We start from the raw sequence: 17254 nt of genomic DNA, 5'->3' as shown, positions 1-17254 counted from the left end.
ACCGAATGCTATATTACTAATATTTTTGATTTTATACCCCTATTATCATTCCTAACCATATTATCAAAAATATTATTTTTATAAAGTTGTAACGTTTTAAAACTTTAAGCTACTTACAGTATAACTAAACCACTAATTTGAAAAAAGAACTAGAACATAGTTTTGTTGAATTACTAGAAAAGCATCAGAATATTGTGCATAAGGTATGCCGGTTGTACACTAATAATTACGATGCTCATAACGATTTATTTCAGGAAATAACCATACAACTCTGGAAAGCCTACCCTAAGTTTAGAGGTGATGCAAAATTCAGTACCTGGATGTATCGTGTAAGTCTGAACACAGCCATTACATTATACCGAAAATCGAAGCGCAGCATCAACACACAAGACTTTGAAGGCGTTGAGTTTAAAATAAAATCTGAAGCTTATGATGATACCGAAGAAGAACAATTAAAAATTCTATACAAAGCCATACATCAACTTAATGATATAGAAAAAGCCCTGATATTTCTGTATTTAGAAGATAAAGACTATCGAGAAATAAGTGAAACTTTAGGAATTAGCGAGGTGAATGCACGAGTGAAAATGAACCGAATTAAAACCAAACTAAAAACCATATTAAATCCGTAAGCTATGGATGAATTAGATTTACTAAAAAAAGACTGGAACAAACAGTCCGACCACAATAAACTATCTGCAAAAGATATTTACCCGATGCTACTTAAAAAATCGTCTTCCATCGTTAAGACCTTATTTTATATTAGCATTGCCGAGCTGGCCTTTTGGATTATAATAAACTTCATCCCCTATTTTGCTTCCGATGGCTATAAAGCCAAACTCGATTCAATTTACACTAACGAATATGTCTTTGGTGCCATTACCACCATTAGCTATGGCATTATTTTCCTATTCATTTATCTGCTCTATAAAGCCTACAAAGCTATTTCGGTGACCGATAGTGTTAAAAACCTAATGAAAAGCATAATTAAGACTCGTAAAATTATCAAATACTACGTGATTTATAATTTGGTTGTTGCCGGAGTCTCACTACTAATTGGCTTTTATTATGCCTTTACCCACGACCCGGAACTTATAGACAAGTTTGCAGATTTAACCACCAAGCAAGTAGTTTTTATCTCTATGCTTGTAGTCGTTTTTACAGTGGTATTTGTACTTATTTTATGGCTATTTTATCGCCTTATCTACGGTTTACTACTTAAGCGTTTAAATAGTAATTATCAGGAATTAAAGAAACTGGAAGTTTAATCTTTTAGGCGTTACCCTTCGCTAAACTCAGGGTAGTGCTTTACGCGCTACACGGTAGCATGCTTCAAATACTTTCGTATTCACGATTTCCTTTTTATAACAATAAGAGTTTATGAGTAATCCCTAATGTGAATAGTGAAGTTATAAAATAGAACAGGTCAAAGAAGTGTCTAGAAATATAACCTGTCTAAACCTAAAATTCTTCTAACAGGTCAATAGGCATAACCTCACCAACCTGCATATTACTTAGGTGTATGTGTCCCACACGCACACGTACTAGTCGAAGTGTTGGAAAACCAACTGCCGAAGTCATTTTTCGAACCTGCCTGAACTTACCTTCGTTAAGGGTTACAGAAATCCAAGTGGTTGGTCCGTGACGGTCATCACGTATTTTTTTAGATCGCGTTGGTAAATCAGGTTCCGTTTCCAGTTTAAAAACTTTACAGGGTTTGGTTTGGTATTTCTTGCCGTCAAAGCCAATTTCAACTCCAGAGGCCATTTGCTGAATAGCGTCATCGGTTATAGCACCATTGACTAAGGCATAATATTCCTTATCGACTTTCTTACTGTTAATAAAGTCACTGGTTTTTCCATCGGTGGTTAAAAGCAGTAAACCTTCCGATTTTTCATCCAATCGACCAATCGACATAATGCCTTCAGGAAAATCGTGTAAGCTGCCTAAAAAATTCTTTTTTTGCTGTTTGCTGTCATTACTGTAAAACTGACTTAAAAACCCATAAGGCTTATAAATCATAAAGTGCTTGTGATCCATTCTAAACACTTTCTGTTAAAATACGATACACCAATTCTTTTGTTGGTGTTTGTCCGTTAATTTTGGCTTTTACATCTTCAAAAGTCACAACAAAGGTACATCCAGACTTGTAATCACTGCAACCGTAAGCCGATTTCCCTTTTATAATGGTACCCTGATGACATTTAGGACATTGTAATTCATCAGCATTTGAGTCGTTTGACGTAGCAACACTAGCTTCACTTGTTTTGGCTTTTCCTTTTTTAGGTTCTAACTTTAATTTAAAATCATCATCTAAACGCACAAGGCCTTCTACCGTTCCTGCATCGGTTTTAAAACCTTTCAAATTTACCGTCGATCCTTTTTGAAGTAATCTTACAAATTGTTTTTCAGAGATTTTCTTTCCGCTAAACTCAAATGGCATCACAAAATTACAACCTGATTTATAAGCGCTACAACCATAAGCTGTTTTCCCTTTTATTATCGTGCCCTCTTTACATTTCGGGCATGTTTCAGCTAAAATACCAGCCTGTTTTTTCTGCTCGGCTTTAACTTCGCGTTTCTTCACGGTTACGGCATGCGAAATGTTAGCACGAGTTGCTTCACTGCGCACCTCGTAAACCAAAGCATCTACCATGCGCTTCATATTTTTTATAAACGCTGCGGCACTGTACTCGCCTTTTTCAATATCTTTTAATTGCTTTTCCCAGCTACCGGTTAATTCCGCCGATTTTAATAAATCATTCTGAATCGTATCTATCAACTGAATTCCTGTAACGGTTGGCAATACCTGCTTTTTATTACGTTTAATGTATTTACGCTTAAATAAAGTCTCTATTATATTCGCCCGTGTTGAGGGACGACCAATACCGTTTTCTTTCATTAGCTCACGTAAATCGTCATCGTCTACCTGCTTTCCTGCAGTTTCCATAGCACGTAATAACGACGCCTCTGTGAATTGATTTGGCGGTTTGGTTTCCTTCTCTAAAAACGAAGGTTCATGCGGGCCTTTTTCACCTTTTTCAAAGCTTGGCAAAATACCGCTTTCCTTTTCTTTTTTATCCGGACTTTCAAAAACCACACGCCAGCCTTTCTTTAGTATTTCTTTACCTGTGGTTTTAAATGATACTTTATCGGCTTCTCCAATAACTGATGTATTCGCTACCAGACAGTCATCGTAAAACACAGCGACAAATCGCTTCACAATAATATCGTAAACCTGCTTTTGGTTGTATGGCAACTGCGACTGCATACCGGTGGGAATAATAGCATGGTGATCGGTAACTTTTTTGTCATTGAATACCTTGCTGGATTTCCTGATTTTCTTACCTAATAAGGGCTGCGTTAAGGCAGCATATTCGGTTAGATTTCTAAGAATGCCCTCAACTTTCGGATACACATCATTTGGTAAAAACGTCGTATCTACCCTTGGGTAAGTCACCACTTTTTGCTCATATAAACTCTGAACAATCTTCAAGGTATCTTCAGCTGAAAAACCAAATTTATTATTACAATACACCTGTAAGCCTGTTAAATCGAACAGTTTGGGTGCATATTCCTTTCCATCCTTCTTTTCAATGGAAACAATCTCGAAGTCACTTTCTTTAACGCGATTGGCTAAAACCTCCCCGTCTTCCTTCTTTAAAAAGCGGCCTTCCTCACAACTAAACAAAGTATCACGATACATGGTTTGTAATTCCCAATACGGCTGTGGCTTAAAGTTTTCAATTTCCTTGAAACGATTCACAACCATCGCCAAAGTTGGCGTTTGTACGCGCCCGATAGACAAAACCTGTTTGTATCCACCATGTTTTAAAGTGTATAAACGCGTGGCATTCATACCCAGTAACCAGTCACCGATCGCTCTGGAAAAACCGGCGTAATACAAATTATCATACTTTTCAGATGGCTTCAAGTTTTCAAAACCTTCTTTAATGGCTTCGGTGGTTAACGAAGAAATCCAAAGACGTTTCACTTCACCTTTGTAATTCGCTTCATTCATTACCCAACGCTGAATAAGCTCTCCTTCCTGCCCGGCATCCCCACAGTTTATAACCACATCGGCTTTTTCAAACAGACTTTTAACAATTTTAAATTGCTTTTGAATTCCTGAATTGGATACTACCTTCGTTTCAAACTTTTCAGGCAGCATAGGCAGATTATTCAAATCCCAGCTTTTCCAGTACGGTTTATAATCGTTAGGTTCCTTTAAAGTACACAAATGCCCGAAGGTATATGTTACTGCATAGCCATTCCCTTCGAAATACCCATCACGTTTGGTATTCGCTCCTAAAACAGTGGCTATTTCTCGCGCCACACTTGGTTTCTCGGCTATACAGACTTTCATTCGGTTTCACTAAATAAGAGCCCGCAAAATAGCAATTTTGAAGTAGTTTTTACAGAAGACTTATCAGGAGTTATTAACGAAATTAATCTCCAACCGTCTGCATAAAATCAGGGAAACCACTTGGCGTCCATTTTACTACTCTGGCTCTGGTTGCACGATTTGGATCTGATAGTTCATGCCCTTTAATTTCCTTGTAATCACGGGCATGGTAAATCATAATCAACTCTTTACCGTCTTCTGAAGTGGTGAATGAATTATGCCCTGGTCCGTAGCGTTTTACATCTTCGTTGGTATAAAATACGGGGCCAGGTGATTTATTCCAGTTTTTAAGATCTAAAAGGTCCTTATCTTCATCAATCCATAACAGACCAACACAATAATTATGATTGGTAGCACTCGCCGAATAAGTTACAAAAATTCTACCACCGTGTTTTATTACCGCAGGTCCTTCGTTTACATTGTATTTCATACGTTCCCAGCTAAATTCTGGTTCGGTAATTACTACTTCAGGCCCCACTAAAGTGGTTGGATTTTTCATTTCAGACAAGACCAATCCTGTTCCATGAGCTCCACCACGTACATTTTGCGCCCAAATCATATAACGTTTACCATTGTGTTCAAATGTTGTGGCATCTAAAGAAAAGGATTCTTGTTTAGCTTTTACCTGTCCTTCTTCTTTCCATGTGCCTTCCATTGGATCTTCTGAAGTGTTAGACAAAGCCCACATACGGATATTCCAGATATTTTCGGCTTCGCCAGCTGCAAAATAAATATACCAGACACCATCAATTTTGTGTAACTCCGGTGCCCAGATATGATGCCCCATCACACCAGTTTTATGCTTGGTCCACACCACTTTTTCTTCAGCTTCCTTTAAGCCGTTTATAGTTTTGGCTTGTCGAATAACAATTTTATCATATTCGGGAACGGTAGCAATCAAATAATAGGTTCCGTCATCGGTTTTAAACACCCAGGGATCGGCACGTTCTTCTGCTATTGGGTTATTAAATTGTTCGTTCTGCGCAAAAGACTGCAAGGGCAAAATAACAAAACATGCCAGAAAAAGTAGTGGTGATAAAAATTTCATATGTAGTTTAGTTTTAATAAAATATAATAAGTGACTAATTTACACTTTTTATTAAAACTTCCTAATTCCTCTTTAAAAAGTATAGGTTTTGGCCGGACTAAAATTATCATCAAATAATATTTCTGCATGACCACTGGCGGCATCGTAAGGCGCTTTTGCAACCATCGATGGATTGGACGGATAGGTTCCGTTTATATAAATCAGCTCCTTTAATTCTCCTTGAGACCTGGTTAAAATAATTTTCCAACCATTTTTCATAGTCTGCTCTATCCAAATTGGTGTACTGGTTACGGTAAACTTAGTGATTGGTTTTAGTTCAGGGCTTAATAGTAGCAGGGTACATCCGCCTGTTCCACAAAAATAAGACGTCATAAAATTAACAAAGACCTCATTGTTTCCATCATTATTCAAATCGATTTGATAAAGCTGAAACTTGCGTTGTGATTCATCAATAATATTCAGATCACCTTCAGATAAATACTGAGTTGTTATAAAATCCTTTATTTGTTCCGCCAGCGTATAATTTACACTTTGTGGAGTAAAGATTTCTTTGGGCTCTTCATTTTTAACCTCAACCTGTTCAACTTGCTCTACTATAGGTTCAGTAACTTGATTCTCTATCTTCTTTTTACAGGTATACAAGACACTAACAACGACAAACAATAAAAGTACATTTTTCATGAATTATTAATTTTAGAAACCTATCCTAAATTTAATCAAATTCTTTAAAAAACGAATATGAAGAAACTATTTACTGGTATCGATAGCCAATACCATATCTTTACTTTTAACTTTTTTAGACATGAAAAAGAACAGATTACCAATCAAACTACAAGTAAACATGGCTACACCAATTGGTACTAAATCTTTAGAATGAAACAACGCAATTAGGGTTCCTGAAACAAAACCTAATAGGAATCTGAAAATCCCTAAAGTTGCATTTGCAGAACCGCTTACTTCAGGATTACTATTCAAAATTAAGGCTGTTCCGTTACCAAAAACCAATCCCAAACTACCTACATAAAACACAATCAATACAAACACACTCCAAAACGACACACTTTCAAACTGCACCGATAAAAATAATAAGAATCCTGCCAATAGCTGCATATACAAACCTATTCGCAACAAACGCTTTGGTTTGTAGAATTTAAGCAGATAGGTATTTAATAACGATAATAAGATGTTTAATAAAATGGTTGCGCCGAATATTAACGGGAAATGTACCTGATTAACCTCAAAATATTCTAAGTAGATAAACGACGAACTGGTAATAAAAATATACAGTCCGGACACCGGAAAACTTATTGCCATAAGCATAATCACCGATTTTCTATCGGACAGAAATACTTTGTACTTCTCTAATAATTGTCTGGTATTAAAATTTTTGGTAATTAGCTTTTCATCTCTGGATTCTGGAATAAGCATGTAAAATAATGTAAACAGAATCACCGCCCAGATACACAAAAAGAAAAAGACCCCTTGCCATCCGTTATAATGAATGATTGCGGAACCCAACACTGGAGCAAACAATGGTGCCAGCATCATAATCATGGTTGTAATCGTAATAAGTTTAGCAACTTTTTCACCATGATACCAGTCGCGTATAAAGAGATTGGCCGTTACTGTAGCAAAACCACCGCCAAAGGCCTGAAGGATTCGCAGAGCCAATACACCTTCTATTGCCGTACAAAACGGAATAGCCAATGCCGAAAGTCCGTAAAGTGTAATTCCTGTTAAAGCTATTGGTTTTCTACCAAAGGCATCAGAAAGCGGACCCCCAAAAAAATTACCTATAGAAAACCCTAGAAAATATAAGGTAATAGTTAATTCTACCACATTAATATCCACCCCAAAAAACGTTGCCATAAGCGGCATGGCCGATAAATATGAATCTATTGCAAATGGCGACAATGCTATCAATGCCGCCAAAAACAATATGATAATTTTGCTATTACCCTTATTAACTCTAAACTTTTTCATATGCAATTTTCTCCCTTCGGAAAGTGCAAAGATAGCCAGGCTTACAGGTTTAACAGCAATTCAAAATAAGGTGAAAATGATATTTTTTAAGGTAGTTTTCTAAAAACCGAAGGCGTTAGCCCTTCGTTATTTTTAAAGAATTTAATAAAGTTGGTCGCTTCTTCAAACCCCATAATCATTGATATTTCTTCAATAGGTTTTGTGGTTTGTACCAGTAAAGATTTAGCGCGCAGCATCTGATAATTAGTTAAAATCTGTTTTGCTGAAAGTCCATTGGCGCGCTTGGTAGATTCCGACAAATAAATAGGTGTAATATTCAACTGGCTGGCGTATTCGGCAATCGTTTTATATTTACCGGTTTCTTCAAGTACCAGTTCTTCAAAAGCATTGGTTAACTGCTCATAACGTTTCAGTTTCACTTTGCCCGAATCTCCTTTTAAAATTCTCTTAATGTAATTCAACAAAATATTTAAGTACGATTGAATGATTTCAATACATTGTGGTTCGTTATTCTCAAACTCGCGATGCATGACTTCCAATAACTGCTTGATATATTGCTTTTCTTCTTTACTAATTTTAAACGACGGTTTGGTATTTAGTTTAAAAAACGGAAACTCATGCTGGATATCGTACTGGTGGCGTTTGGGCGTAAAAAACTTAGCTTTAAAGAACACAATGATGCCCACGGGTTTTTCCTTACGAATCACCGACAACGACTGCATGGGTGAGGTAAACATAATAGAATCATTCAAATCGTTCATAGTAGTATGTCCCACCTGAACCTCATTCTTATTTTCCTCGTAAAAAGTAATTTCAAAAAAACGCTTATAATGCGGAAACGTCTCGACACGACGGGCATAATCTATATCGTCAAACTTTAGAATGAAGAAATCCGGCGACACGCTTTTTTTGGTCACATGGAGTTCGGTAAGTAGATCGTCTATAGTATCGAATACCTTCATAGAGAGTTATTCTATTTTTATTTGATACGCCTCCAAGAGTCCAGAAACGCCTTCCAAAGCAAATTTAGCGCCTTTCATTTTATTATGCTCAGGATGAATTCGATAATTTATTGATTTTCTAAAATCGGTATGTTCTAAAACCGTCTTCTGAAAGGTCGCGCCTTTAAAGTCACAGCCTTCCAGATTTACCCCACTTAAATCGGCTTCCGTGAAATCTACATGTATACACTTACTGTTAACAATGCTGCTGGTTTTTAGTCCGACCTGATAAAAGGAAGAATGATCGAGCGTGCAGTCATCAATTTTAATCTCCAGAGCAAAGGTGTTACAATACTCAAAATGCAACCCCAGCATTTTACAGCGTTTAAATTCCACATCCTGAAAACTGGTATGCGTAATATTAGCAGAACTCAAATTACAGTCAATAAACTCGCATTCCATGAATTTAATTTCAGATAGAAAGCTTTCAGAAAAATTACAATTAATAAATCTACAGTAATCGTAATCACCTTTAGGTAATCGGTTTACTGTAAAGTCTTGTTTTTCGAAAACTTCATCTTCTGTTATATTTAGTGACATATGAGCTGCGTTTAATTAAAGAGTTTCTTTCACAAATTTTCTATACTTAAAACCATAAATCTCCTGTAATTTATAATTAAGGATATGATCTGAAGGAATCACCTTTAATTCTATATTTTTATTTTTGGATTTCAAATATTTAACAAAACTAAGGTAACATTCATCATCTCCAACAGTATCGAATTTAACGGCCTGAAGTTTACTCCCTTTAATGAATTTAATACTATTTTTGGTAGGCACCCTGTATCCTGATATATATTTTACTTCTATCAAATCATTATACTGCACTTTAATTTCCCTATCTATAAAAGTATATTTTATGCATATTTCTTCTTGTTCAAAATAAATATTAAAAGCTTTCTTTCTTGAATAAATGACAACCCAAACTATCATCAATACCACTACAGACAAAGAAATAACCTTCAAAAACATTAAATCTAAACCCCTAAACAAAAAATAACCTATAAGCAAAATCATAATACATGCTGTAGCTGCTTCACTGATAAACTTACTTGAAGATGAAATGTATTTTTTCATTAATAAACATTATAGTTTGATTAATGTATAAAGTAAATTAAAATACTTGACTAAAAAAAAGAGCTCCTCTACCCTTTTTCAATAACACTCAACGCCAAACGAATTTTAAAGTAATCCATCTGCTCGTTAAAGTAATCGAAATACGGTTTTAAAGCATCAGGTGCGTCCAGCTCTTTATAGGCTTTTTTTACCGCAGCCACTTCGCTTTTTGTTACAAAATCGTAGATATTTATAGCTTTACCATCTTTATACAACTTAGCTATATGTGAGTAAATAGTTTGTGATTTCAGTTTTCGTTTTATAGATATTTCTTCAATAGACAAACCTTGCTTATACATCTCGTAAGTAACCAAATGTGTATCGTTCTTTTTAGGTTTCTTAGGTTTTGTGCCCATAAAATCGAGAATCTCGGCAATAAACTCATCACCATAAACTTCGAGCTTACGCTGTCCGACCCCGCTAATTCGTAAAAAGTCGTCTTCACTCATTGGGCGTTCGCGTTCAATTTCTTTAAGTGTGGCATCACTAAACACCAGGTACGCGGGAATATCTTCCTCTAAAGCAATCTTATAACGTAACTGACGTAAACGCTCAAATAATCCAGTCCCTTTTGGTTTCGACACTTTAAGCTCACGTTCCGCTGGCTTTTGTTTCACCTCAGCAACCTCTGTTGGTTTGGTTAACGATACCTTTAAACCTTCGAACAGCACCTTTTTTGAAAATTCGGTAAGATGTAAGGCGTTATTCTTATGAAAAGCGATTTCGCAAAACCCCTGATTAATCAACTGAATAATATAATGCTGCCAGTCTTTCCAGGCTATATCTTTACCAATACCAAAAGTTTTTAACTGGGTGTAACCTTTCTCCATCACCGCTGCATTATGCGACCCACGCAACACATCAATCACCATACCTATGGCTTCGGTTTCCTTTAAGCGATAGATGGCCGACAATACCTTTTGCGCTATAATCGTTCCATCAAAAAACTGAGGCGGGTTTTTACAAACATCGCAGTTCCCGCAATTCTCAGCCAGTAATTCCCCGAAGTAACTCAACAGTATTTTTCTTCGACAGGTAGTGGCTTCAGAGAACTGTTTCATGCGTTCTATTTTCGCCACCTGAACATCTTCATTAGACGTGCCCGAAGCAAAATTCCGCAGCTGAATCACATCGGCATAACTATGAAATAACACCGCATGCGATTTTAATCCGTCACGTCCGGCACGACCAATTTCCTGATAATAGCCCTCTATATTTTTAGGCATGTTGTAATGCACTACCCAACGCACGTTCGATTTATCAATCCCCATCCCAAAGGCAACCGTAGCACATACAATGGGAGTTCTATCGAAAATAAAATCTTCCTGTACCTTATTACGTTGATCGAAATTCAATCCGGCATGATAAGCCTTAGCTTTAATCCCGTTATTAGATAATTTCTCTGCGAGTTGCTCGGTAGCTTTTCGGCTTAAACAATAGATAATTCCCGATTGGTCTGGTCGTTTTCTAATAAACTTTACAATTTGCGACACACGATTATCGGCGGCACGCACCTCCAATGAAATGTTTTTTCTGTCGAAAGACGAAATAAACTGCTGGGCATGCTCAATCTGCAACTGCTTTAAAATATCATCGCGCGTGGCTTTATCGGCCGTAGCCGTTAAAGCAATAAACGGTGTATTGGATAAGCTGGCTTTTAAAAAGCCTAACTGCTGGTAACTGGGACGAAAATCATGACCCCACGATGAGATACAATGCGCCTCATCAATAGCCACACAACTAATGTATGTTTCCTTTAAAATATTCTGCAAACCCGGTAAACTTTCAGGTGCTACATACAATAATTTTAACTGCTTTGCGACCACCTTTTCAATAATGGCTTCCTGCTCTTCGGCACTCTGGCTACTATTAAAAAACGAGGCTTTAATGCCATTGGCATTTAGGCCATCCACCTGATCTTTCATCAGGGCTATTAATGGTGAAATGACCAACGTGACTCCAGGAAATGACAAAGCAGGCAACTGGAAACATATCGATTTTCCACCACCGGTAGGCATAATTACCAAACAATCCTGCTTGTTTAGTAAAGTTTCAACAATGTCTTTTTGCTGCGCACGGAAACTATCGTAACCAAAATAATGCTTCAGGTTCGATAATACCAGATTTTGAATATTTGTAATTTGCATGTAGCTGTGTCGTGAAAAGACCAGAGAGAATGGCTTAGTCTACCACTCTCTAAGTTTATTCAATTCCTCCTGTGCCTCTAATTCTTTTTGAGGAATCACTTTTAAAAACGATGGATGTTGCTCGATAGCAAATTCTATTTTTTTTACGATATCATCGGTAGTTTCGTTATCGTAATCAATCTCTAACGGCGCTTTAATCTCCATGCTTTGAAGAATGTTCTTCTTCTTAATGCGTAATCCTTTTTTATCGAACGAACGGCGGAACCCATCAATAACAATAGGCACCACAACAGGTTTGTAACGTTTTATAATATGAGCCGTTCCTTTTCGAATCGGTTTAAACGGCGTGGTTGTTCCCTGCGGAAACGTAATTACCCAACCATCGTCCAGTGCCTTACCAATATTCGAAATATCACTCATACGCACCTGACGGTTTACATCTTTACCTTCCGATCGCCATGTACGCTCAATACTTACCGACCCCACATAAGCTAATACTTTAGGCAGTAAACCTGCTTTCATGGTTTCCTTAGCTGCTACGTAATAAATGTTCAGTTTTGGGTGCCACAGGTAGCCTACATTTTTTATAGAATCGACACGGCCACTTAAACTCGCGTTAAACACGTGAAACATAGCCACCACATCGGCAAAATACGTCTGGTGATTAGAAATAAACAACACGTTTTTATCCGGAAGATTTTTGATGATTTCAGAACCTTCGATTTGTAGTTCGTTAAATCCGCGAAAGCGCTGATGCGTCATGGCGCCCAACACGCGAATTAACCACTTCTTTACAATAAGTATATGTCCAAACGGATTTCTTTTAAACAACCCCATAAAATCGTGCCTCAAATAAATTTAGTTAGCAGCTACAAAAGTAATAAATCTATTAGACTACTATGGCCGTTTTTAATAAGTCTTTTATTTCACTCAGCATCATGGCGGTAGCTCCCCACACCACATAATCGTTCAATTTAAAGGCAGGCACCTCAACTTCAGGACTATAAGACGTTTGCAGGGTTTTGGCAATCACGTTCGCATCGTCTAAAAAATCGCTTAAAGCCACTTCAATAAGCGCTTCAACTTCTTCATCCTGCTTTATAAACTGAGGCGTTTCATGACACACCCCGATAAACGGAAACACATAAAAATTACTTGGCGGAATATACACCTCGGTTAACTGGCGTAATACTTTTATATTTTGCTCCGGTACGCCTACCTCTTCAAACGTTTCACGTACAGCAGCCGCTTCTATCGAGGCATCGTCGTCTTCCAGCTTACCTCCGGGAAAGCCCACCTGTGCCGAATGCACCCCTTTGTAAGTCTTCCGTAAGATTAAAATAATATTGGTAATATGTGAGCTATCAGGATAAAACAAAGCCATAACGCCTGCCTGCCGTGCCTGTTTTATGGCTTCACGTTGCATACGTAATTCTTCACGACGAAACGTGGGTACCATTTTAAACTGTGCAGATTCGGCTGGTAGTGGTATATTTTTTATTTTTGAAGCAACTTTTAAAAATTCATCAAAATTCATACACTATGCGCTTTATCTTGTTTTTATGTCTTTCCTGTTTATTTCTGAATTGTGAAGATAAACAATCTAAACAAAAAAATAAGACCCAAGAGCTGAAGACTGAAACCGCAGCCGACAAACCGAAACTGGTAGAACCTAAAAAACGTACCTACCCAAAACTTACCGATAAGAATGCCATGGAGTTCTTTTTAAAGTACGGCGAAGAGAATAAGGAAAATAAAGTGCGTATTACTACCGACTTTGGCGATATCGAGATTTTATTGTTTGAAGAAACCAAATACCACCGTGCTAATTTTATCTTTTTAACCAAACAGAAGTATTTTAACGGCACCCAGTTTTACCGTGTGATTAATAACTTTATGGTTCAGGCGGGCAGTAGTGACGATATTGAAGTGGGTAGAAAACGTGCCAATATTGGACGTTATTTATTACCTGCCGATACCAAACGTGGTTTTAAACACGATCGTGGGGTGATTTCTATGCCAAGCAGTGAAATTGACAACCCGCATAAGCTGGCATCGCCTTTCGAGTTTTTTATTGTGCAGCAACATGGTGGCTCCCACTTTTTAGATGGTGATTTCTCCATTTTTGGTCGTGTTACCAAAGGTATGGATGTGATTGATAAAATTGCTGCCGTTGAAACCGATGATGCCGACTGGCCTTTGAAGAATATTTACATTCGTAATGTTGAAATTATACAGTAAGGTTTGATAACTGGGGACCGGTGACGGATGCCGGAAGTGTTAACTATCATGCCTGGGGAAGGAGGCATCCATTATACGTACTCCTTGATAGATTCCTGCCTACGCAGGAAATCGCAGATTCGACGTAGTCAATAATAAACTCCTGAACTCTCACAACTGTCATGCTGAATTCATTTCAGCATCTTTACTACATCTTATTTATACACTGAAATCGAAGATTCAGCGTAGCTAAACCAGTTCAGGGTGACAAGGTTTGTTTTCTTTCAAAATGAAATTATTCCCCTTAATACCTTTACTTTTTTTAGTTCACTATTTTATATTTTAATTTAAGGAGTTCATGAATCTCCTTCGTCGATTTGCATTACCCAAAAAAGTAACAAACCCTTCGACTCCGCTCAGGACAGGCAGCTAGACTTCTGATTCATTTCTTGAATATCTGATTTTAAGGCTTTGCATGCGCATGGCAAACGCTACGCTAGGCCATGCTTCTCTGCCCTAGCTGCGCCTTAAAGCTTATATTACTACAAAATAAATCATAGGTCCAAATATAAAAAGACAACTTTTTAATTCTACTTTTAAACCAAAAATAAGAACAACAAATATTGTTAGAAACTCATCTCCAACGTAAGCATAACAAGGCAAAGCTCCGAGATTCAGGAACGCAGTGACGCGGAGTTTGCATTGCGGTTTTCGGTATGCCGAAAAATGCCTATCGTTGGAGGGTCTTTTTCTTTGGTTCGTTTCTTTTGGACAAGCAAAAGAAATGAACAAAATAATTCGAAAAATAAAACCATTTGACACAATATGAGACAGAATGAGACGAATTGACACAGTTTGAGACCATTTGGGACTGAAGCCAAAAAAACAGGGGTTTTGTTGCAGTTTTGTTCGAGGTTTGTTCAGCTCTCGTTCAGGGTTATGTTTTTTAAATACACCTTTAGCTGAACAAGGGTACTATTAAAGTGGTTTTAAACGAGAATAATGGTAATATGTAGAGTTGTTTAAAACTACAAATAAATTCATTTTTAGTTCGTAGGAATAGTATGTATATTTAGATAAACAAAACACATACGATGATAAAACAAAACCCCTTTTCAGTATATGATTTTCTTGGATATCTTATTCCTGGGTCAATTGTAATCTATTCTTTATTGACTATTGACTACTTAAAAAAAGTAGAGAGAATTAATATCGATGAATTAATCAAAAACTTTTCTTCGGTTAAAATAGAAGGCATCTTTTTATTCATAATCTTAGCCTATACAACTGGACATTTAATCAGTTTTGTTTCTTCAATAACCATTGAAAAATATGCTAACTGGAGATATGGTTATCCTTCTAAATATTTACTTGGCTTTGAAAATCAAGGTTATTGGGAATCTTCATCAAATTGGAAAGAATTATTATGGAGGATTTGTTTATTTATTTTTTTATTTCCTTGCGTTTTATTTGATTGGATTTTTGGTCAGTTATTAGGCTTAAAAAGTTTCTACACAAAGCCCTTAGATTCATTTTTAACTGACCTAATTAAATTAAAAACCAATATTCTTTTAGGTAATCTTGGTTTTAGAAATATGTCTCAAAAAACCAAATACAATAGAGGAGAGAGTAAAAAATATGATTTCTACCGAATTCTATCACACTATGCTTATGAAAATAGTAAGCAACATCAAATCAAAATGAATAACTATATTGCACTTTACGGTTTCTTAAGAACCATTAGTTTAATTTTCAACATACTAACAATTTACTTTATAGTTAGGTTTATTAGATTTTTGCCAATTACTATGGAAAATATTCTATTAACACTCATTCTTTCTGCAATTTCATATATAGCATTTATGGCTTTCATGAAATTTTACAGACGCTATACATTAGAAGGACTTATGATAATTGCTATATCAGAAAACATAAAAAAACAACCTTCACACTAACTATCTATAAAACATCAAACTAGGACATTTTCTTTTTTATATCAATCCCTATAAATATTAGGCAAAGCAATTTTAAAACGCACCGCTAGTAAACGCGTGGCAATAATAATGGTTCCGGAAGCTAAAAACACAATATTGTGGTCTAACGGCAAAACCCCTAAAGCAAAATACATTACCCCTCCCAATATACAGCAGGTGGCGTAAATGGTTTCGCGCCTAAACACCACGGGGATTTCGTTACACAAAATATCGCGTATTACCCCACCAAAACAGGCCGTCATAGTACCTAAAGCTATACAAAGTATGGGGTGCAAATGCAACTCCACGCCTTTTTCTAAACCAATTAAGGTGTACAACCCGATACCAATAGCATCAAATAACAATAAAGAGGTACGTAAATAGTTGAGTTTACTGCGAAACCCAATAGCAAAAATGGTCGAGACAATAATAACATAGGTATAGGTCAGGTCGTTCATCCAGCCTACCGGTGTATGCCCAATGAGTAAATCGCGTAGGGTACCACCACCTACCGCCGTTACAAAGGCAATAATAAAAATACCAAACACATCCATGCGTTTATCGAACGCCACTAAGGCTCCCGAAATAGCAAAGGCAATGGTTCCTAAAATGTCAATTATATACAGCATTACATGTTCTGGGTATAAAAGTTATAATCTTTTAAAATCACATCAATAAACTCCATATCGGTTTTTTGCTTCACGTCTTTAATGCCTACCACCTCAATCAGTTTTTTACGCAGACGAATCAAGGTTTGATAATCGCGTGCCGCCTTGGCCTGTGTAAAGGTTTCTTTAATAATGCGGGCATCGTTATCACTTAGTTTTATCACGTTCGGGTAGGTTGGCACGTAATCGTCCTTCAACTCTTCCAGAATGGTGTGGTTAATGTTTATGTTTTCCTTTAGGCTAATCACTGCCGTACCTGCCGCCATATCACCCAGACGCTGCGACTTTTTATTGAGGATCATCACAAAAAAACCAAGTCCGAAGATAAAGACATCAACAATTCTAAAAAACCAGCGCACCACATAATCGGACAACGACGCCTGATAGCCATCAATCTTCACCACCTTAATCTTCAAGGCTTTCTTCCCCAGGGTTTGCCCCTGTAACGTCGACTCTAATGCCAGGGTATAAAACATCACCGGAAAACTTAACACCGTATTAATAGCTATTTGCGACCATTGATCCATAGCATCGAACACCCCAAACGCCTCACTCAAAATAAGCAGATACCCAATTTTAATAGCCCAGTCAATAGCATACGCCAGTACACGCTCTCCGGCACCGGCGGCATTGAAATTTATTTTCACATTTTGGGTCGTGTTAATTTGTAACTCTGACATTTTATATTTTAAT

The 17254-nt window shown here is 37.0% G+C and carries 17 protein-coding genes; 4 read left to right on the top strand and 13 right to left on the bottom strand.

What is annotated here, in order from left to right; all coding sequences use genetic code 11:
* The first annotated feature begins 137 nt into the window (after nt 1–137).
* Nucleotides 138–632 (top strand): RNA polymerase sigma factor, encoded by a 495-nt coding sequence (locus tag R1X58_RS10675; protein WP_240572731.1) that lies wholly within the window; start codon nt 138–140, stop codon nt 630–632.
* A gap of 3 nt (nt 633–635) precedes the next feature.
* The gene (locus tag R1X58_RS10670; protein ID WP_240572730.1) at nt 636–1268 is read left to right on the top strand and encodes a hypothetical protein; all 633 of its coding nucleotides are present in this window, start codon (nt 636–638) and stop codon (nt 1266–1268) included.
* 193 nt (nt 1269–1461) lie between these two features.
* Here the strand turns inward: R1X58_RS10670 and R1X58_RS10665 are convergent, their stop codons facing one another.
* The 11 genes from R1X58_RS10665 to R1X58_RS10615 form a co-directional block, all read right to left on the bottom strand.
* Nucleotides 1462–2040: a pseudouridine synthase gene (locus tag R1X58_RS10665; RefSeq protein WP_240572729.1), complete on the bottom strand. Its 579-nt coding sequence runs from the start codon at nt 2038–2040 to the stop codon at nt 1462–1464.
* A 1-nt stretch (nt 2041) separates the two neighbouring features.
* Entirely contained in the window at nt 2042–4366 is a 2325-nt protein-coding gene (locus R1X58_RS10660) for a type IA DNA topoisomerase (protein WP_240572728.1), read from the bottom strand.
* 82 nt (nt 4367–4448) lie between these two features.
* On the bottom strand, nt 4449–5453 hold the full coding sequence (locus R1X58_RS10655; RefSeq protein WP_240572727.1) for a glycoside hydrolase family 43 protein: 1005 nt from the start codon (nt 5451–5453) through the stop codon (nt 4449–4451).
* A 72-nt stretch (nt 5454–5525) separates the two neighbouring features.
* Nucleotides 5526–6134 (bottom strand): hypothetical protein, encoded by a 609-nt coding sequence (locus tag R1X58_RS10650; RefSeq protein ID WP_240572726.1) that lies wholly within the window; start codon nt 6132–6134, stop codon nt 5526–5528.
* 66 nt (nt 6135–6200) lie between these two features.
* On the bottom strand, nt 6201–7436 hold the full coding sequence (locus R1X58_RS10645) for a multidrug effflux MFS transporter (protein ID WP_240572725.1): 1236 nt from the start codon (nt 7434–7436) through the stop codon (nt 6201–6203).
* 86 nt (nt 7437–7522) lie between these two features.
* A complete protein-coding gene (locus R1X58_RS10640; RefSeq protein ID WP_240572724.1) occupies nt 7523–8398 on the bottom strand; it encodes a helix-turn-helix domain-containing protein in 876 nt (291 codons plus the stop codon).
* A gap of 6 nt (nt 8399–8404) precedes the next feature.
* A complete protein-coding gene (locus tag R1X58_RS10635; protein ID WP_240572723.1) occupies nt 8405–8977 on the bottom strand; it encodes a pentapeptide repeat-containing protein in 573 nt (190 codons plus the stop codon).
* A 15-nt stretch (nt 8978–8992) separates the two neighbouring features.
* On the bottom strand, nt 8993–9514 hold the full coding sequence (locus tag R1X58_RS10630) for a hypothetical protein (RefSeq protein WP_240572722.1): 522 nt from the start codon (nt 9512–9514) through the stop codon (nt 8993–8995).
* A gap of 68 nt (nt 9515–9582) precedes the next feature.
* Complete coding sequence (gene recQ, locus R1X58_RS10625; RefSeq protein ID WP_240572721.1) at nt 9583–11700, bottom strand: DNA helicase RecQ; 2118 nt, start codon at nt 11698–11700, stop codon at nt 9583–9585.
* 39 nt (nt 11701–11739) lie between these two features.
* Nucleotides 11740–12537 (bottom strand): lysophospholipid acyltransferase family protein, encoded by a 798-nt coding sequence (locus R1X58_RS10620; RefSeq protein ID WP_240573068.1) that lies wholly within the window; start codon nt 12535–12537, stop codon nt 11740–11742.
* 52 nt (nt 12538–12589) lie between these two features.
* Nucleotides 12590–13237, bottom strand: a complete 648-nt coding sequence (locus tag R1X58_RS10615; RefSeq protein ID WP_240572720.1) for an NUDIX hydrolase — start codon at nt 13235–13237, stop codon at nt 12590–12592.
* Nucleotides 13238–13242: 5 nt separating this feature from the next.
* Between R1X58_RS10615 and R1X58_RS10610 the strand changes: the two genes are divergently transcribed.
* Nucleotides 13243–13941 carry a peptidylprolyl isomerase gene (locus tag R1X58_RS10610; RefSeq protein ID WP_240572719.1) on the top strand — a complete coding sequence of 233 codons (699 nt, stop codon included), beginning with the start codon at nt 13243–13245 and terminating at the stop codon, nt 13939–13941.
* 1073 nt (nt 13942–15014) lie between these two features.
* Nucleotides 15015–15875, top strand: a complete 861-nt coding sequence (locus tag R1X58_RS10605) for a hypothetical protein (protein ID WP_240572718.1) — start codon at nt 15015–15017, stop codon at nt 15873–15875.
* A gap of 41 nt (nt 15876–15916) precedes the next feature.
* Here R1X58_RS10605 and R1X58_RS10600 read toward each other — a convergent pair whose 3' ends face one another.
* Together R1X58_RS10600 and R1X58_RS10595 are read right to left on the bottom strand one after the other, a co-directional pair.
* The gene (locus tag R1X58_RS10600; protein ID WP_240572717.1) at nt 15917–16522 is read right to left on the bottom strand and encodes a trimeric intracellular cation channel family protein; all 606 of its coding nucleotides are present in this window, start codon (nt 16520–16522) and stop codon (nt 15917–15919) included.
* A complete protein-coding gene (locus tag R1X58_RS10595) occupies nt 16522–17241 on the bottom strand; it encodes an RDD family protein (protein WP_240572716.1) in 720 nt (239 codons plus the stop codon). The genes R1X58_RS10600 and R1X58_RS10595 overlap by 1 nt, the downstream gene beginning before the upstream one ends.
* Nucleotides 17242–17254: the final 13 nt, after the last annotated feature.

Origin of the sequence: Aestuariibaculum lutulentum (assembly GCF_032926325.1) — a bacterium.
Classification (GTDB): Bacteria; Bacteroidota; Bacteroidia; order Flavobacteriales; family Flavobacteriaceae; genus Aestuariibaculum; species Aestuariibaculum lutulentum.
Note: the sequence above shows the minus strand (reverse complement) of the source record. Positions and strands in the feature narration are given on the sequence as shown.